This window comes from Vagococcus lutrae (assembly GCF_023299185.1).
Lineage (GTDB): Bacteria > Bacillota > Bacilli > Lactobacillales > Vagococcaceae > Vagococcus_A > Vagococcus_A lutrae.
Window position 1 is genome coordinate 1,620,476 of sequence record NZ_CP097017.1, and the last position, 18,979, is coordinate 1,639,454.

18 protein-coding genes are annotated in these 18,979 nt (G+C 38.4%); 10 read left to right on the forward strand and 8 right to left on the reverse strand.

The window, feature by feature from the left end; genetic code table 11:
• Positions 1–24 precede the first annotated feature (24 nt).
• Complete coding sequence (locus M2919_RS07850) at positions 25–1,320, forward strand: ISL3 family transposase (RefSeq protein ID WP_248848279.1); 1,296 nt, start codon at positions 25–27, stop codon at positions 1,318–1,320.
• A gap of 104 nt (positions 1,321–1,424) precedes the next feature.
• Here the strand turns inward: M2919_RS07850 and M2919_RS07855 are convergent, their stop codons facing one another.
• The 3 genes from M2919_RS07855 to M2919_RS07865 are packed head-to-tail and all read right to left on the reverse strand — an operon-like array spanning position 1,425 to position 3,391.
• Positions 1,425–2,051, reverse strand: a complete 627-nt coding sequence (locus M2919_RS07855) for an ECF transporter S component (protein ID WP_126762434.1) — start codon at positions 2,049–2,051, stop codon at positions 1,425–1,427.
• A 19-nt stretch (positions 2,052–2,070) separates the two neighbouring features.
• Entirely contained in the window at positions 2,071–2,610 is a 540-nt protein-coding gene (locus M2919_RS07860) for a flavoprotein (protein ID WP_168413269.1), read from the reverse strand.
• A gap of 1 nt (position 2,611) precedes the next feature.
• Complete coding sequence (locus M2919_RS07865; RefSeq protein ID WP_126762438.1) at positions 2,612–3,391, reverse strand: phosphopantothenoylcysteine decarboxylase domain-containing protein; 780 nt, start codon at positions 3,389–3,391, stop codon at positions 2,612–2,614.
• Positions 3,392–3,534: 143 nt separating this feature from the next.
• Between M2919_RS07865 and M2919_RS07870 the strand changes: the two genes are divergently transcribed.
• Entirely contained in the window at positions 3,535–4,215 is a 681-nt protein-coding gene (locus M2919_RS07870; RefSeq protein WP_248848592.1) for a YjjG family noncanonical pyrimidine nucleotidase, read from the forward strand.
• Positions 4,216–4,261: 46 nt separating this feature from the next.
• Here the strand turns inward: M2919_RS07870 and nrdF are convergent, their stop codons facing one another.
• From nrdF to M2919_RS07895, 5 genes are all read right to left on the reverse strand, one after another.
• Positions 4,262–5,227, reverse strand: a complete 966-nt coding sequence (nrdF, locus tag M2919_RS07875; RefSeq protein ID WP_023605509.1) for a class 1b ribonucleoside-diphosphate reductase subunit beta — start codon at positions 5,225–5,227, stop codon at positions 4,262–4,264.
• Between the two features lie 20 nt (positions 5,228–5,247).
• Positions 5,248–7,410, reverse strand: a complete 2,163-nt coding sequence (gene nrdE, locus M2919_RS07880) for a class 1b ribonucleoside-diphosphate reductase subunit alpha (protein ID WP_202585613.1) — start codon at positions 7,408–7,410, stop codon at positions 5,248–5,250.
• On the reverse strand, positions 7,388–7,768 hold the full coding sequence (gene nrdI / locus M2919_RS07885) for a class Ib ribonucleoside-diphosphate reductase assembly flavoprotein NrdI (protein WP_248848593.1): 381 nt from the start codon (positions 7,766–7,768) through the stop codon (positions 7,388–7,390). The genes nrdE and nrdI overlap by 23 nt, the downstream gene beginning before the upstream one ends.
• A gap of 1 nt (position 7,769) precedes the next feature.
• Positions 7,770–8,000 carry a glutaredoxin-like protein NrdH gene (gene nrdH, locus M2919_RS07890; RefSeq protein WP_023605512.1) on the reverse strand — a complete coding sequence of 77 codons (231 nt, stop codon included), beginning with the start codon at positions 7,998–8,000 and terminating at the stop codon, positions 7,770–7,772.
• Positions 8,001–8,365: 365 nt separating this feature from the next.
• On the reverse strand, positions 8,366–9,751 hold the full coding sequence (locus M2919_RS07895; protein ID WP_248848594.1) for a L,D-transpeptidase family protein: 1,386 nt from the start codon (positions 9,749–9,751) through the stop codon (positions 8,366–8,368).
• 219 nt (positions 9,752–9,970) lie between these two features.
• Between M2919_RS07895 and pth the strand changes: the two genes are divergently transcribed.
• From pth to hpt, 8 genes are all read left to right on the forward strand, one after another.
• Positions 9,971–10,534 (forward strand): aminoacyl-tRNA hydrolase, encoded by a 564-nt coding sequence (pth, locus tag M2919_RS07900; protein ID WP_126762447.1) that lies wholly within the window; start codon positions 9,971–9,973, stop codon positions 10,532–10,534.
• Between the two features lie 9 nt (positions 10,535–10,543).
• Positions 10,544–14,089 (forward strand): transcription-repair coupling factor, encoded by a 3,546-nt coding sequence (mfd, locus tag M2919_RS07905; protein WP_248848595.1) that lies wholly within the window; start codon positions 10,544–10,546, stop codon positions 14,087–14,089.
• Complete coding sequence (locus M2919_RS07910) at positions 14,082–15,653, forward strand: putative polysaccharide biosynthesis protein (RefSeq protein ID WP_248848596.1); 1,572 nt, start codon at positions 14,082–14,084, stop codon at positions 15,651–15,653. Before mfd ends, M2919_RS07910 begins: the two co-directional genes overlap by 8 nt.
• 5 nt (positions 15,654–15,658) lie before the next feature.
• Positions 15,659–15,934, forward strand: a complete 276-nt coding sequence (locus tag M2919_RS07915; protein WP_023605517.1) for an RNA-binding S4 domain-containing protein — start codon at positions 15,659–15,661, stop codon at positions 15,932–15,934.
• An 86-nt stretch (positions 15,935–16,020) separates the two neighbouring features.
• On the forward strand, positions 16,021–16,443 hold the full coding sequence (locus tag M2919_RS07920; RefSeq protein WP_126762454.1) for an FtsB family cell division protein: 423 nt from the start codon (positions 16,021–16,023) through the stop codon (positions 16,441–16,443).
• A gap of 72 nt (positions 16,444–16,515) precedes the next feature.
• Complete coding sequence (locus M2919_RS07925) at positions 16,516–16,950, forward strand: S1 domain-containing RNA-binding protein (protein WP_023605519.1); 435 nt, start codon at positions 16,516–16,518, stop codon at positions 16,948–16,950.
• 52 nt (positions 16,951–17,002) lie between these two features.
• Positions 17,003–18,424 (forward strand): tRNA lysidine(34) synthetase TilS, encoded by a 1,422-nt coding sequence (gene tilS / locus M2919_RS07930; RefSeq protein ID WP_248848597.1) that lies wholly within the window; start codon positions 17,003–17,005, stop codon positions 18,422–18,424.
• Positions 18,418–18,966: a hypoxanthine phosphoribosyltransferase gene (hpt, locus tag M2919_RS07935; RefSeq protein ID WP_023605521.1), complete on the forward strand. Its 549-nt coding sequence runs from the start codon at positions 18,418–18,420 to the stop codon at positions 18,964–18,966. Before tilS ends, hpt begins: the two co-directional genes overlap by 7 nt.
• The last annotated feature ends 13 nt before the right edge of the window (positions 18,967–18,979 follow it).

Genomic DNA, 18,979 nt, shown 5'->3' on the forward strand with positions numbered 1-18,979 from the left:
AAACAAACGGGAGGCGATATGCTCATGTCTAATGATATCAAAAAATTACTTCGAATCATAGAGCCAAATTTAATCACATCTGACATTTCTTACGAAATGGTAAAAGGACAACAAACATGTGTGGTCAACGCTACTTTTTCACCCCCACTAATGCCTTGTCATCATTGTGGTTCAACGGTGTATAACGAAAGTGGAAAGCAAGTAGTCGTAAGAAATGGTAAGAAAAAAGCGGTCGTGCGTTTTGATCAATTTAATCATTTACCTTTAATTATGAACGTCGCAAAACAACGCTATACCTGTAAAAATTGTGCTCATCATTGGACCGCTACCCCTTATTTTGTCGAGAAAGGACACTCTATTTCAAGACATGTGATACTTAAAATAATAGATTTATTAAAAGAAAAAATCTCATTCACTTTAATTGCGAAGTTATGCCATGTTTCTATTACTACCGTCATTAGGGTATTACGCTCAATAAAAAGTTATTTACCAACTCCCTATCAAACGTACTTGCCGGAGGTCTTAATGGTAGATGAATTTCGTTCCCATTGTTCTTCAGAAGACACCATGAGTTTTATTTGTGCAGATGGTATAACAGGAAAACTTATTAATATACTTCCTTCACGGAAGTTAACGCATTTGACTGCTCATTTCAAAAAGTATCCGAATCCTAACGACGTCAAATTATTAGTCACAGATATGAATGCCGCTTACTTTCAATTGACGAAGAGTGTTTTTACGTCAGCCAAGATTATTATTGATCGATTTCACGTGGTTAAACATTGTAATAAAGCCTTTCAGGACTTTCGTATTAAGGAAATGAAGCGATTGAAACAACAGCATAACCACTTAGGTTACCTAAAATTAAAAGCCAACTGGCGTCGCTTAACGAAGGACCGAATGTCTATCAATCATTCAGAATATAAAACATGGCGCAGTTTCCGTGCACCCCATTATCCTTATCAAACAGAAGCCATGATGATTGACCGTCTTTTGTCTTATTCTGAACCATTAAAAGAAGCCTATCACTGTTTTCATGATATGATGGATGCTTTCAGAAGTAAAAATCACGTGTCATTTATCCAACAACTAAAAGGACTACCTGAAACATTGGATTCAGAATTTCGTAAGAAACTTCAAAACCTTTTAAACTATGAAGAAGGGATTCGTAACTCTCTTCTATATCCTTATTCAAACGGTAAGATTGAAGCTAAAAACACACATATTAAAACTTTAAAACGGGTATCCTATGGATTTAAATCATTTGAGAACATGAAATTAAGAATATTCATGATGAATCGCCTCATTGAAGTAAAATAAAAAAGATGAATGGAACAAGTTCCACTCATCTTTCGACTTCATTTTGATTCATCAGTCCTATTTGACAAAGAGCCGACTTTATTTGTTAAAAGTCAGGCTTTTTTTTATCTTCTTTTATTTTTAAACTGAAGCAGCAGCGGTGTAACGACAGCAGTAGCGATTCCCGCTACAATAGCTTCTGGCACACCGTTAACAAAAATGACTGTGAGAACAGCTTTGTAAAGGCTTGGTCCTATTGGCATGTCTTTAACCATAGCGTACGCGTCTTGGAACAATAAATAGATGAGGTTCATAACTAAGAGTGTGTTTGTCATAGACGCTGCAATTCCTGCCGTAATAAATGCGAGTGGTCGGTGGCTTTTTTTGTTTACAATAGGTTCTAACCCTTTGAAAACATAGTAAGGGACAATTCCCACTAATAGACGAGGGATAAAGACGATGACCAATGCCCACAAGCTACCATGCTGTGTTCCGATAACAGGAATAAACGGTGAGAAAGCAAAGGATAGCAGTGACGGTGTCAAAGTATTAATTAATAAGCTTGTACCACCAAATGCGAGTCCTAGTAAGGCTCCAATGCGAGGTCCTAAAACGATACTTCCGATAATGACAGGCACATGAATAAGTGTCGCTTTAATAACTCCTAAATTGATAAAACCTAAAGGGGTAAAAGCAAATAGAAATATAATCGCTAGAAAAATAGCTGTTAATGTTAAATCACGGGTTTTCATGAGTGACAATTCCTCCAAATTAGGCGAGCGCCTTTAAAATTTCATCTACAATGACGTCTGGTTGTGCAAGTGCACCTTTTCCATAATCACCGCAAGCCAGTAAGCTTTCACGAGGTTCGATGATGTGATAGCCATATTGATTGAGTTTGACTAGATTAGCTTGCATTGCAGGGTTTTCGTACATATAGGTATTCATCGCAGGAGCAATTAGTTTAGGCATGTCATGTACTGCTAAAGCAGTCGTAGATAACATGTCATCTGCGATACCGTTCGCGATTTTGCCAATAATATTAGCAGAAGCCGGTGCAACGACGAATAAGTCATGACGCTTGACGATATCAATATGATTGATTTGATCTGGGATAGGTTCAGCCATCACATCGGTGTGAACGGATTTTCGAGATAAAGTTTGTAAAGTGAGAGGTGTAATGAACTCCGTACTATGTCGTGTCATGATGACCTCTACTTCACATCCTTGTTTGGTTAGTTGACGCACGATATCTGCGCTTTTATAAGCGGATATGCTAGCCGAAACGCCAAGTAAGATACGTTTTGTCATGTTACATCTCCTCTTTTTGTTTGAGATAAGCGTGATAAATACCTTTAGCAATGTCTTGGCGCGTTGAAACAGCCAGGACAGATTCATCAGAATGGACTAGACGCGCTGGATGCGTATCGTCTGTGAGACGTGTCAAGTCATTCGCCACTACTAAGTTTAGTTGATTTTTATGCAATAATGCTGTGGCGACACGGTCGAGTTCTTCGTTACTAACGTCTACTAATAATTTAAAACCGACAATAAAAGCGTTTGGTTGCCATTGTCGTAAAAGGGCAATGACTTTGGGAGCGCGCTTTAAGCCAATAAGTAAGTCATCGAAATTTGAACTAAGTTTCGTTGACGCAGGCGTTTCTTCCATCAGGTCCTTAGTGAGAACGTCTGTGATTAAACATTCCAATTGGTCTGGTTGCTGTGATAAATCTATTTCCGTTTGTCGAATGGCTTGTGTAATTTGCTGGGATAATTGCTCGATATGTGAAGTTGTCGCAAACTGATAGTCGCTCACAGCCATAGCGTGAATGATGATATCATAATGATTATCTGATAATAACTTTTTAAGAGTCTTTTCTAAATCACCAACGGATTCAATGGGATAAAAAGTATGATTTTCTAATGCAGGTAAGACGGCATTTTTACCATGAACATAGGTAATCTGACATTCTGAGAATGTTGAAAAATACTCAGCAAGAGCTTTTCCTAGACGACCTGTTGAACGATTCATTAAATGTCGAACTTGATCAATACGTTCGGATGTTCCGCCAGCAGTTATTAACACGTTCATTTTATACGCCTCCTGTTATCTATATACTGTTTCTATCTTACTGAATCCGCGTATATGTGTCAAAGTAAAATACTTTAATTTTCTTATAAGTAGTCGAATGACTGAAAGTTGATTATAATAATGAAGGTAGAGGAGGGGACGAGATGAGATATGATGTATTATTGATAGATGTGGACGATACATTATTGAACTTTAAAGAAGCAGAAGTCTATGCGTTAAATCGTTTGTTTGAACAAGAAGGTATCGTGTTAACAGAAGAAATTCAGCAAGATTTTACTGCACATAATCATGCTTTGTGGGGGGCTCTGGAGAAAAATTTATTAACACGTGAAGAGGTATTGGCTGGTCGTTTTGATTATATTTTTAAAAAATATGGTCAAGGTCAAGATGGAAAGCAAATGGATCGCTATTTTCGTCAATTTTTAAGTGACAAACCTTTTTTAATGCCAGGAGTAGCTGAGGTGTTACCGCAATTAGCGGCTAACTATGACTTGTATGTTGTGACAAATGGTGTAGAAAAAACGCAATATCAACGGTTAGAACGTGCAGATTTACTATCTTATTTCAATCAATTATTTGTATCCGAAACAATTGGTTATCAAAAACCAGATCGACGTTTCTTTGATGAAGTATTTGCTAAAATACCTACTGTTGAGAAAGAAAAAGTACTAATCATTGGTGATTCGCTATCTGCCGATATGCAAGGCGGAATTCAAGCGGGCATTGATACATGTTGGTACAATCCACGTAAATTAGAAAATCAGACAGTAGCAACCACCTATACGATTCATTCTTTTGAAGAATTAAAGTCATTCCTCAATTAAAAAGGAGATTGTGTCCGTGACACAATCTCCTTTTGCTATCTATTAATTAAAGACCAATCGTATAATCGTCTTCTTTCATCGCTTCAACCGTTCCTAGTAAGTACCCATTTCCTACTTGAGAGAAGAAGTCATGGTTGCTAGTTCCAGTTGAGATACCGTTCATTACAATTGGATTCACGTCATTTGCTGTATCAGGGAAGAGTGGGTCCATTCCTAAGTTCATTAAGGCTTTATTGGCATTATAACGTAAGAACGTTTTAACCTCATCCGTCCAACCTAATTCGTCGTATAATAACTCCGTATATTTTTCTTCGTTTTCATACAACTCGTACAATAAGTCGTACATCCAATCGCGCATTTCATCTTGTTCTTCATCAGATAGCTCGTTAAAGCCTAACTGGAATTTATAACCGATATACGTTCCGTGAACGGATTCGTCACGAATGATTAACTTAATGATTTCTGCTACGTTGGCTAGTTTATTATTCCCTAGATAATACAATGGGGCGTAAAACCCAGAGTAGAATAAGAAAGTCTCGCCATAAACACTGACTACTTTACGTTCTAAATCAGTCCCATGAAGATAAATTTCATTGATAATCTTAGCTTTCTTTTGTAAATATTCGTTAGTGTTCGTCCAGTGGAAAATTTCATCTATTTCTGCTTTGGTATTCAACGTACTGAAAATAGACGAGTAACTTTTCGCATGGACAGATTCCATAAATTGAATATTGTTTAAAACAGCTTCTTCATGAGGTGTCCGTACAGAACGACGTAACGCTTCCACCCCGTTTTCAGATTGAATCGTGTCTAGTAAGGTTAATCCTCCGAAGACATAGCCAATCGTTTGTTTTTCTAAGTCTGATAGTTGACGCCAATCATCTAAGTCGTTGGATAGAGGGATACGGGTATCTAACCAAAACTGCTCGGTTAATTTTTCCCATGTTGATTTATCAATCATATCTTCAATAGCATTCCAGTTGACGGCTTCATAATATGTTTCGTGACTCACTCTGTTTTCCTCCTTCAAAATTAGATGACACAGCTCTCACAGTGATTACTGCCGATTTCCTCTTCATCTTCCGTAAAGGTACGGATGTAATAAATAGATTTGATGCCCTTATGGAAAGCATAGTGGCGTAGAATATTTAAATCACGTGTCGTTTGTTTTGTTGTTTCTGTTTTCCATTCGTACAAGCCTTCAGGAATATCAGAACGCATGAATAGTGTCAAACTCATACCTTGATCGACATGTTTTTGTGCCGTAGCATACACATCGATAACTTTTCGCATGTCCATATCGTAAGCGGACGTGTAGTATGGTAAGGTGTCATTACTTAAGTATGGTGCAGGATAGTAAATTTTTCCGATTTTCTTTTCTTGACGTTCTTCAACTAAACGAGTAATCGGATGGATACTCGCACTAGTGTCATTAATATATGAAATAGAACCATTTGGCGCAACGGCTAAGCGGTTTTGATGGTATAAGCCATCACGCATGACATTTTCTTTCAATGCTTGCCAGTCTGCAGCTGTCGGTATATCGATATTGGCAAATAGGGCTTTGACTTTATCAAATTTTGGTGTGACCACATCTTCGATATAACGGTCAAAGTAAGTCCCGTTAGCATAATCCGATTTTTCAAAGTTTGAAAAACTTTCGCCACGTTCTTTGGCGATTTGGTTACTTGCTACAAGTGTCCAATAGTTTAATAACATGAAGTAGACATTTGTAAAATCAAGGGATTCTTCAGAACCGTAAATCATTTGGTTTTTAGCGAAGTAAGAGTGTAATCCCATAGCACCTAACCCAATCGTATGGTTTAAACGATTGCCGTTACGTATTGAAGGGACAACTTCGATGTCAGAAGAGTCTGTGATAAATGTCAAGGCACGTGTCATCGTACGTACAGATTTACCAAAATCAGGGCTCTCCATTAAGTTTGGAATATTTGTTGAGCCTAAGTTACAACTAATATCTGTTCCAAGCTCTTCATATTCTTGACGGTCATTAATCACAGAAGGTGTTTGAACTTGTAAGATTTCAGAACACAAGTTACTCATAATGATTTTTCCGTCTATTGGATTTTGGCGGTTAGCTTCATCAATATTAATGATATAAGGATAACCCGATTCTTGTTGTAATTTACTAATCTCATTTTCCAAATCGCGGGCATTGATTTTAGTTTTGCGGATGTTTGGATTTGCAACTAGTTCGTCATATTTTTCAGTAATGTTAATGTATGAAAACGGCACGCCATATTCACGTTCGATACTATAAGGGCTAAATAAGTACATTTCCTTATTTTCGCGTGTCAATTCGTAAAACTTATCAGGAACGGTTAAACCAAGAGAAAGTGTCTTAACGCGGATTTTTTCGTCGGCGTTTTCTTTCTTAGTAGACAGGAACATTTCAATATCTGGGTGGAAAACATCAAGATAAACAACCCCAGCTCCTTGACGTTGACCAAGTTGATTACTATAACTAAAGCTATCTTCAAAAAGTTTCATGACAGGCACGACCCCACTCGCTGCCCCTTCAAATCCTTTAATAGGAGACCCTGCTTCACGCAAGTTAGAAAGAGAAATCCCTACACCACCACCGATACGTGATAGTTGTAGCGCGCTGTTGATGGAACGGCCAATACTGTTCATATCGTCAGTTACTTGTAGTAAGAAACAAGAAACGAGTTCGCCACGACGTTTACGACCAGCGTTTAAGAAAGAAGGAGTAGCCGGTTGATAACGTTGATAAATCATCTCTTCCGCTAAGTTTTTTGCCAACTCTTGGTCGCCGTCTGCATAGTATAACGCATTAAAAGCAACGCGGTCTTCGTAACGTTCTAAGTATTGCGTTCCCGCATTATTTTTCAATGCATACTGTGAATAAAACTTATAAGCAGCCATAAATGACTTGAATTCAAAGTTTTGTGCGAAAAGATAGTCATATAGCTCTTCAATAAAAGCCATGTCATATTTTTCGATAAATTCTTTTTCTAGATAATCATGTTCAATCAAATAGGCGATTTTTTCAGGAATAGAGGAAAAAGTCATCGTATTAGGTTCAACATTTTCTTTAAAGAAAGCAGCTAAGGCTTCTTTATCTTTATGTAAAGGGATTTGATTATCGACAGGACGATTAATTTCATTATTCAGTTCAAAATAAGTCACATCAGTTAGTTCTTTTAGACTCAAGGTCACTCACTACTTTCTTGAAATTTTCAACATCTTCAGGTGTCCCGTTAAATTCAAACGAGAAGACCAAGGGAATGTTGTAGTCCCGAGCGATATCCTTCGCTGTAAAAATAAAAAGATCGGCAAAATTACGGTTGCCACCACCGGCAACAGCGACTAAATTTTGCTGATTACTTTTGTACTCAATAAAATCGTTCACTACTTCGGTGACATCAACATCATAAGTAGGAACGACTAGTAAGTAAGGTTCATTTAATTCGTGAAAGGGATTCATCGGATCAATTTCATAAGCTGGCAAATCGACTTTTTTGATAAAGCGACGGGTTTGACCGGTCACACTAAAATAAACAATTTTCATATTAAACAGCCAACGCTTTTAATTGATCTGGACGGAATCCGACGATAGTCATACTTTCATTTGTTGTTAGAACGGGTACAGTGCGGTGTCCTTGTTCTTTTAACCAATCTATATATTGTGGTTGCTCATCAATGTTGATTTCTTCAAATGTCACATCTTTTTGTGCTAAAAATCGTTTAGTCATTTTACATTGAGGGCAATTGTTTTTTGTGTAAAGTGTTATTGTTTTCATCTATCATGACCTCCATATGTTTATTATTCGTAATTATTAGTATACCTTAAATTGTGGTGAAGTCAAACATTTTTCCTTGCTAAAACACTATATCTTGTGTGTGACAAAAATCTTATATACAATGTTTAGTGTTGAACAAGAGTAGGGAGGATTAAGTGGTTTAGGAGTGATAAGCAAGAAGTGGTGTGTTTTCATTAGTTTTTTTCATAGTGGTCTTGTTTTAGATTTATAGTTAAAGGATAAAAATATTCATGATTGATTGAGATTTTATTCAATAAAAAGATTATTTTGAAATGATGTGACCTACTATATCTAGTGGTAAAAAAAGACGTCACCTTTTTAATAAAGGTGACGTCTTTTGCTGATTAAAAAACTAAAACAGGCGTGCCGACTTCTACAGCGTTAAATAAATTACCGGCGAGTGATGGTGGGGTATTGATACAACCGTGTGAACCGATTGTTTCCCATAGTTGCCCTCCGTAAGCTGGTTGCCAAGGAGAGTCATGAATTCCTACACCCGTCCAATCAATTGGCATCCAGTAGTCGACAGGGGAAGCATATTTTGAACCATCGTCGTTAGTGCCTCGCAACGTCGTGTCTTTTACCTTATCCCAAACATAAAAAACGCCGTGTGGGGTAGGAGTAGTTGGTTTTCCTGAAACGATATCTGTTTCCAATTCTAATTTACCATTTTTATAAAAGTACATGTGTTGATTGCTCATGTCGATTTCGATATAGGTGTTGCCGATTAATGGTGCCCCAGCTGGTGCGCTACCTTGAAATGCTGGAACGCGATTGACACTATTGCCAGCTAATAAGTCTTCACGTAAGGCGGCTGCTTCCGTATCGACAGCAAGTGTCCAACTGTAAGTGCCAGCAGGAACGGTAACTTCACCACGCTTGGTACTCTTAAACTTGGTTGGATTAGTACTCGTGTTGTATTTTTGACCGAGTGATGCTAAATAAGCTTTTGTTGCTTCTTGGTCAATATCGATTTCCTGACTTTCAGGATTGTAAATAAACCATGACGTCACAGTTTCTTTTGGTACGTCAATTTTTTCGCCACTTAATGTATAGGACACGGTTTGATTAGAGATTTTTTCCAGTTGTGTTAATTTTTCTTTTAACTTTGGATCGTTAGCTTTGACCGTTGGCTGGTGAACAAAGTGTGAAACGTCCAATGTCGACTCGCCTGCTTGAATCGATTTAGTTAAAGCTGCCATGACTTCTCCAGTATCAATCGCCGTGCCTTTAACTTCTGGTTTGATTTCAAAGCCCACTTCCGTTTTTTCAATCGAAGCATTTTGAGCAGGTTGTCGTTCTTCATTTATCTTATCTAGCTTTTCTTTTAATTGATTGAGTTGTGTTTGTAACTCTTGCTCATTTAAATTATGGTTGGTTAAAATTAATTGTTTTTTCTGACGTGAGTCAAGGAACCAGCGACTTGGCTTTTGTTGTTTCATCGCTTTTTTTAAATCATCACGAAAGTCGTAATGAATACCTAATGATTCTTTAGGAAGTGTTTCAATGACTTCTTTTCCTTCTTTGATTTCATAGACTTGACTTTTGTTACGTTCCAACATTTTTTTCTCAGCTTGTGCAACCGTTAGTTCACTAATATCAGTATTGTTTGCGTACGTCTTAGGTAAAAAGTGAGTCGTAAAAAAGTTTCGTTGATAGAAATAAACGCCGCCTAACATTACAACTAAGACTAATAATAATATACCAATGATTTTCGTTTGTTTACTCATAGCCCACCCTCGTTTATCTTAATAATGACTTGATTGTATCATAACACATTCTCTTTGTAGATGAAAAAATAAGGTTTTCATGCGTGACATGGATGGAATAAAGGGTAAAGGTTACGTTATGACGCATTGAACGGTGTGTGCTATAATAAAGAAGAAAAACTGAGCAGCGCTTGTTGCTCAGCTCTTTTGTGTTGGATAAAATAATGGAGGATATGCACCATGAAATTAATTGTAGGACTGGGAAACCCAGGACGAAAATATATGACCACAAAACATAACGTTGGGTTTATGACGGTCGATGAGCTTTGCCATCGACTAGGGATTCAACCGAATGAGGCGATGTTTGATTCAGACGTTGCCACAACGTTTATTAATGGAGAAAAAGTGATATTAGCTAAACCTGTTACCTATATGAATGAATCTGGTCGAGCGATACGCCCTTTAATGGATTATTTTCAAATAGACTTATCAGATATTGTAGTCGTCTATGATGACATGGATTTGCCAATCGGAAAAATACGTTTGCGACAAAAAGGCAGTGCAGGTGGACATAATGGTATTAAAAGTTTGATTCAGCACTTAGGGACACAGAATTTTCAACGGATTAAAATCGGTATTGGTCGACCATATCCTAAACAAGATGTGGTGTCACACGTTTTAAGTCCTTTTGCCAAAGAGGTTCATGAAGAAATAGGCGGTGCTATTCACTTAGCGACAGACGCTATTGAAGATTGGTTGGAACAAGAAGATTTTGTTGGCACAATGAACCGATTCAACAAGTAGGAGATTAATATGGAACTCATCAAAAAAGTTATGAATAGTCCCACAATGCAAGATTGGTTATCTGGGATGGAGCAAAAACAAACACAATTAGTGACAGGGTTAACGGGATCAGCTAAAACGCTAACGTTAGCCTCTCTTTACTATGGTCAAAAAAGAAAACTCGTTGTCGTAACCCCAAATCTTCATCAAATGAATCAATTATTAGATGACTTAAGCCATCTTGTTCCAGAAGAAGAGCTGTACAGTTATCCGGTAAATGAAGTGTTGGCTGTGGAAATGGGCTTTGCCTCACCAGAGGCTATTGCTGATCGGATAGAAGCATTATCATTTCTTTACAGTAATCGCACGGGTATTCTAGTTGTACCGGCTGCTGGTGCGCGTCACTATTTGCCAAGTAAAGAAACATGGCAACGTTATGAAAAAGAGTTAGCAGTAGGCGATACAGTAGAAATTGAACAATTGACACAAGATTTGATTACGATGGGTTACGTCCGTGAAAGTATGGTAGGGAAACCAGGCGAGTTTAGTGTGCGCGGTGGTATTGTAGATGTGTATCCTTTAACATCAGATTATCCATTTCGTATTGACTTTTTTGACGATGAAATTGATTCGCTAAGATACTTTGAAGCTGATACTCAACGCTCTATTGAAAATGTAGAAAAAATTAAAATCAAACCAGCCACAGATGTCCTAATCGTTCCAGAAGTCTACGAACCTGCTGCAGATAAACTACAAAAAGACGTACATGCTTATACATCTAAACTAAAAGATGAAGAAGCAAAACAAGCAACGACTCACTATATGGATAGTTTAACGACACAATGGCGTGCAGGTGAAAGGACTCTGGAGGATCGTCACTTTATTTACTATCTGATGCCAGACGCTCGTACGATGATTGAGCATTTAGCAGCAGACGATGCGGTTATTTTAGATGATTATAGTCGGATTTTAGAAGTGGAAAAGGAGATGTTAACTGAGCAGGGTGAGTGGATTAGTGAACAGTTAGCCTTACATAAGTTACTTCCTTCCGTGTCGTATGGTCGGGAGATTCGCGAAATTCTTAAAAAAACTGCTGTGGCAACAAGTTATTTCTCAGTGTTTCAAAAAGGGATGGGAAATCTTAAGTTTCAACAGATTCATCATTTTCAAGTGAGAACGATGCAGCAGTTCTTTGGGCAGATGGGCTTATTTGAAGTCGAATTAAATAGCTGGAAGAAAAAACAGCAAACAGTGATTATTTTAACTAATACAATAGAAAAAAGTCAGAAGATTCAGCAATTGTTAAGAGAACACGCCATTGAATATGTGGTACAACATGATGGTCCGATACTCGAGCAAGCCGTTCAAATTCGCCTTGGAGAATTGCAGACAGGCTTTGAATTAATTGATGAAAAACTGGTAGTAGTCACCGAACATGAACTTTTACAAGTGAAAAAACGACCGAAAGCACGGAAACGCGCCATTTCTAATGCGGAACGGTTGAAAAGTTATAATGAATTAAAAACTGGCGATTACGTTGTGCACGTGAATCACGGAATTGGTAAATATATAGGAATGGAAACGCTAGAGATGGATGGTGTCCATCAAGACTACATGACGATTGTTTACCAAAATAACGATAAACTCTTTATTCCCGTCACACAGTTAGATTTGATTCAAAAGTACGTTGCCTCTGAGTCCAAGACACCGAAAATCAATAAGTTAGGTGGGACGGAATGGACTAAAACGAAACGCAAGGTAGCTTCCAAAGTGGAGGATATAGCGGATGATTTAATCCAACTATATGCAGCACGTGAAGCAGAAAAAGGCTTTGCTTTTTCACCAGATGATAATTTGCAGGCTGCCTTTGATAACGCTTTTCCTTATAGTGAAACAGATGATCAGTTAAGAAGTATTCAAGAGATTAAGCGTGACATGGAAAAAGCGAAACCGATGGACCGTTTATTAGTGGGAGATGTTGGCTACGGTAAGACGGAGGTCGCGTTGCGAGCAGTGTTTAAGGCTGTGCGTGATAATAAACAAGTCGCGTTTTTAGTACCAACGACAATCTTGGCACAACAACACTATGAAACGATGTTAGAACGGTTTGCTGATTTTCCTGTAAATGTCGAGTTGTTAAGTCGCTTTCGAACGAAAAAACAACAGACAGAAACGATTGAAAAGTTGAAAAAAGGGCAAGCGGATGTGGTAGTCGGAACACATCGAATTCTTTCAAAAGATGTCGTCTTCCAAGATTTAGGCTTGTTAATAATAGATGAGGAACAACGATTTGGAGTGAAACATAAAGAACGCCTAAAACAATTGCGCTCAGAAGTCGATGTTTTAACCTTAACTGCAACGCCTATTCCAAGAACGTTGCATATGTCAATGCTTGGTGTTCGTGATTTGTCCGTCATTGAAACACCCCCGTCTAATCGCTATCCCGTCCAGACGTATGTCATGGAACAAAATATTGGGGCGATTCGAGATGGTATTGAACGCGAATTAGCACGCTCAGGACAGGTGTTCTATCTACACAACCGTGTTGACACGATTGAACAAAAAGTGGGTGAGTTACAACAGTTAGTGCTGGACGCACGGATTGCATTTGCACATGGTCAGATGACAGAAGTGCAATTGGAGAATATACTTTTTGATTTTATTAATCGTGAGTATGACGTGTTAGTGACCACCACGATTATTGAAACAGGAGTAGATATTCCTAACGTGAATACGTTGTTTGTGGAAAATGCCGACCATATGGGCTTATCTCAGCTTTATCAATTGCGTGGGCGTGTGGGGAGAAGTAATCGTGTAGCTTTTGCCTATTTGATGTACGAACCACAAAAAGTCTTAACTGAAGTCAGTGAAAAACGACTTCAAGCGATGAAAGATTTTACTGAACTAGGATCTGGTTTTAAGTTAGCCATGCGTGACCTATCCATTCGCGGAGCTGGCAATATCTTAGGCTCTCAACAGCATGGGTTTATTGATTCCGTCGGTTTTGACTTATATACACAAATGTTAAATGAAGCCGTTCAGCGTAAGCAAGGTAAGCAAACGACTGCACCGAAAACAGTCGTTGAGATTCAGTTAGGAGTCGATGCTTATATTCCTAATGCCTATATTCCAGACGAGCGACAAAAAATTGAAATTTATAAACGCGTTCGTGAGTTGGAAAACCAAGCGATGTACGAGGAATTAGTAGACGACGTTATGGACCGTTTTGGTGAATTTCCAGACGAAGTGGCATATTTACTTGCAATCGGTCGTATTAAAATGAATAGTGAACGTGCTTTGATTGAAAAAATAGAGAAGCAGGGACAAAAAGTAACATTAGTGCTAAGTGTGGCGGGGACGAAAACGTATATGGTTGAACAGCTCTTTAAAGCACTGGCTGTAACCAAGTTGAAAGCCGACATGCGAATGAACGATGAACAAATGCACATTATTTTACATTTACCAAAAGTCATGATGACCGAGTTGTGGTTAAATGAAATTGGTAAAGTCACGGAAGCTTTACAAAAAGAGCGTGAAGAGGCTATGACGAAACAAACGGAGGCGAAAGATGAGTAAGCAATCGACCACCCGAATGTTACAAGGGACATGGCTCTTAGTGATGAGTTCTTTTATTGTTAAGATTTTAAGTGCGATTTATCGTGTGCCATTTCAAAATATGGTGGGAGATGAAGGGTTTTATGTTTATCAACAAGTCTATCCAATCTATGGCTTAGCAGTCACGTTGAGTTTGAATGGAATTCCCCTTTTTCTATCAAAGTTAGTAGCGGAGGAGCGGGACTTTGAAAAGAAACAGGAAAAAATTCAGCTTGTTTTTTGGTTGAGTTTGTTATTAAGCGTTGCCTTATTTTTAGTCTTTTTTCTTTTTAGTGTGGGAATAGCCAAAGCAATGGGAGACGCGCTTTTATCACCGGTTATCCGTGTCACATCTTTTAGTTTTTTATTAACGCCATGGTTAGCGATTTACCGTGGTTACTTTCAAGGAGAACTAAATGTGACGGCTACCGCTCATTCTCAGTTGTGGGAGCAAACCATTCGCGTAGTGATGATTTTAATAGCGGCATATTGGTATACACAAGCTTCTTTTTCTTTGTATCAGATGGGGGCGTATGCTTCAACTGGAGCAGTTGTCGGAGGTGTAGCGGCCTTAATTGTTTTAATGGTATATCGGTATCGTAGTCAGACGCCCGCTCTATTGTGGCCACTAAAAATGTCACAGAAACACTCTGTTGAAGAGGTAACTAAGCGCCTGTTTACGGAAGGTGCATTAATCTGGGGCTATAGTGCGAATTTAATGTTTTGCCAATTCATTGATTCGTTTTCGTTAAAAAATGGGCTGGTCGCACATGGCTATTTAGACCTACAAGCCAAAATGGTCAAAGGTGCCTTTGACCGAGGTCAACCTTTTGTTCAAGTAGGACTTGTGATCGCGCTAAGCTTTGTCACGTCTTATTTGCCTCGTCTAACAAAGGCTCAGCAACAATCGTCCTTAGCATATCAAGCAGCAGTTAGACAAGTTGTAAAAATCATGCGTGTGTTAAGTAGTGCCGCAACCGTAGGACTGATTGTCTTGCTACCTGAATTAAATCGTGTTTTATTTGGTGACACGCAAGAAACTTTAGCACTGCGTCTTTTTACCGTGATTGTCTATGTTCTTTCGATGATCCAAGTGTTTCAAATGGTTGGTCAAAGTATGGGACAAACACGTACGTTGGCTTGGGGTCTTGTGATTAGTTTAGTGTTAAAGATGGCTTTAAGTTATCCTTTTGTTAAATGGTGGGGAACGGTCGGAGCAAGTTTATCCACAGTCATTGCGTTTCTAACTAGTTTATTCTTTTTAAGAAAAGAACTATATCCACAAGCAAGACAGTCGCGTGCAGAAGTGGTGCCACTTGTCATAGCGCTAGGTAAAATGGCCCTGAGTGTCATCATTTATAAAAAAGTGATTCAAGTGGTATTACCGGCATTATACGTCTCACGCTTAACGCTGTTTGTGGTGGTGTTAGTCGGTGTTTTAGTAGGTGTCGTTGTGTTTGCTCGCAGCGTATGGCGAGCTGAAATTTTTACGTTAGAAGAATGGTCGCTTATTCCATTAGGCGATAAAATAAAAAAGAAAAGGTGAAAGCAATGCGTTTAGATAAATTTTTAAAAGTGTCACGTTTAATCAAAAGACGTTCAGTTGCTAAAGAAGTAGCAGATAAGGGACGTATTACTCTGAATGATCAAGTAGCTAAATCATCATCTAAAGTTAAGGTCGATGATATTTTAGCAATTCAATTTGGTAATCGGATATTGACTGTTAAAGTGTTAGCTTTACATGAGTCAACTAAAAAAGAAGACGCAAAAGAAATGTATGAAATAATCAGTGAAGAAAAGGTCGATATTCAGAACAAAAATGATTAGACATTGTACTGTAGAATTGCTATAATTATCCATGATGCCTCTATCTTGAAAGAGAAAATTTGAAGAACAGAAAGTTGGGCAGTGTCATGTCACACAATCAAGAACATTCACCATCACAACAGAATATGAGATACACTGAGGAACAACGATATTTATTTGGTAAAATGCAACAAGCAATTATTTATCGTCGTCGTCGGTTGGCCGTTGTTTTTGGCGTTTCGTTGATTGTATTTCTGCTACTAGGCGTCAACATTATCAAGAACTATCATAAACTACGGGTGGTCGATCAAGAAGCGACGGTAGTGATGAAGGAACAAAAAGAGTTAAAAACACAACACGAAGCTTTAGCGAATGAAGTGGCGTTGCTAAAAGATAATGAATATTTGGAAAAGTTAGCCAGAACAAAATATTTTTATTCGCGTGAAGGAGAGCAAGTGTATCATTTCCCTTCATCTAGTCGAACGCAAGAAGAACCGATAGATGAACAGGAGACGGGCTCAGACGGATAACCTGAGAGTGAACAAGGCGTATTAATTTTTTAAATAAATGGTTTATAAGGATGAAGGAGGAGCAACAGTTTTATGTCGATTGAAGTAGGCGAAAAGCTATCTGGTAAGGTGTCAGGCATTACACATTTTGGTGCTTTTATTGATTTGGGAGAAGGTAAGACAGGTTTAGTGCATATCAGTGAAGTTTCTAATAGTTTTGTCAAAGACATTAATGATGTATTAAAAGTAGGAGAAACAGTGGAAGTTAAGGTTATGAGTGTTGGAGATGACGGTAAGATTGGTCTATCTATTCGTCGTTTACAAGAAGATGCACAGCCTAGCAAACCACAACGTGAAGCGCGAGCACCTCGTAAAGAATACCGAAAACCAGCGGTCCATTCAGCGCCTAAGAAACAAAGTTTTGATGATTTAATGTCAGACTTTATGAAAGATAGTGAAGATCGTCTGTTGTCTCTAAAACGTAATACAGAAGGAAAACGTGGCGGTCGTGGCGGTCGTCGCAATTAATATACGAAAGGATAAGTGAGGACTTATCCTTTTTTATTTTTAGGAGGTCAAGATGACACTTCAAGAAGCGTTTTATTTACAAGTTAAACAGGAAAAACTATTTACACGAAATGACCACGTCTTAGTTGCTGTTTCAACGGGAGTAGACTCAATGGTGTTATTAGACTTGCTACAACGGCTGCCAAGTAAAGTGCATCCGGAAATCGGAGTCGTTCATTTTAACCATGGTTTACGTGAGCAGTCGTTAGAGGAAGAACAGTTTTTAAAAGAGTATTGTTTAGATAAGCAACTGCCTTTTTACAGTGAAACGTGGGAAGTACCAAGTGACATTCAGGTGATTTCAGAAGCGACATTGCGTGAAGCGCGCTATGCTTTTTTTGATCGGATTTGTCGTCAGCACGGCTATACGCATCTAGTGACAGCGCACCATGGGACAGACCAAGTGGAAACGGTTTTACGTCGTTTAGTGACAGGTAGCTATATTTGGGATATGTCAGGCATCTCGATGTCACAACAACGTGCTACTTATCTACTTGTACGGCCCCTCCTTTTTGCTTCGAAGGCGGACCTTTTGCATTATGCTTGCACGCACGGACTAGATTATTATGAAGACGCTACAAATAGTTCACGCGAGTATCAACGAAATCGTATTCGCCATGATTGGTTACCTTTAATCGAAAAAGAAAATCCAAATTATTTGCAACATTTTCATCATTTCGTCACACAACTAAACTATACTAAAGATATTGTGTCGCAAGTTGTGGACCCAATGTATGCTGAACTTGTCACATATGATTTGGATGAACGACCGCAACTTAACAGAGCAGGATTTTTGCGTCAGCCTGAAAGTTTACAATATATGGTGTTTACCAAGTGGTTGGAAGACACGGTTATTTCAAAAGGAATCAACATCAATCATCGACAAGTGCAAGCCGTTTTACAGATGATAAGAAGTGAGGCACCACAAAAAGCCTATCCTTTAGAAGAGGGTTGGCAAATTATGACGACTTATACGGTGATTCAACTCGTCCATCAAAAAGCGAAGACAACAGAGAATTCTAGAGTAAACGAGGATTGTGCTTCTTATGAGATGACACTAGGAGATGTATTGAAAGTGGAGCCGGGTGTACAGTTTTCGTTAGTAGAAACAAAATCAGCGACATTGAACGAGAAGAATAGTTTGACGGTATTGAAGAGCGATTTACCGCTCACGATACGTCGACCGCTTCCGGGAGATGCGTTTATCATGAATCAGCAAGGCAACATGAAGAAGATTAGTCGCTACTTTATTGATAATAAATGGCCAAAGGAAAAACGGGATAACGCTTGGGTGGTAGTCAATCGACACGGGGAAGTTTTATGGATTCCACCCTTTAGGAAAAGTTATTTGAGTATTGTTCCTGAAACTGATAAAATACAGTACAAGTTACTATATAATAAAGCCGATAATTCGGGAGGAGAAACGGAATGTTAGAACGAGATATTGAAAAGGTTCTTGTGACAAAAGAACAAATCCAAGAAAAAACAAAAGAGCTAGGACAGCAAATTGCTCGTGATTATGAAGGGAAAAATCCTTTAGTAATAGGGATACTTAAAGGTGCTATTCCATTTATGGCAGACTTAGTGCGAGAAATGGATATCCATTTAGAAATGGATTTTATGGATGTTTCAAGTTATGGTGAGGCACTCGTTTCCTCAGGTGAAGTGAAAATTGTTAAAGACCTAGATACGAACGTTGCGGGTCGTGACATTTTAATAGTAGAAGATATTATTGATAGCGGACGAACATTACGTTATTTGGTTGATTTATTTAAATATCGCCAAGCTAAATCTGTAAAAATTGTGACATTATTAGATAAACCAGAAGGTCGGGTTGTGGATATGGATGTCGACTACTTTGGTTATATCGTGCCAAATGAGTTTGTGGTTGGCTTTGGCTTGGACTATAAAGAAGATTACCGTCACTTACCTTACATTGGTGTTTTAAAACCAGAAATTTATGAGTCAAAAGACTAACGTTTTTAAAAAC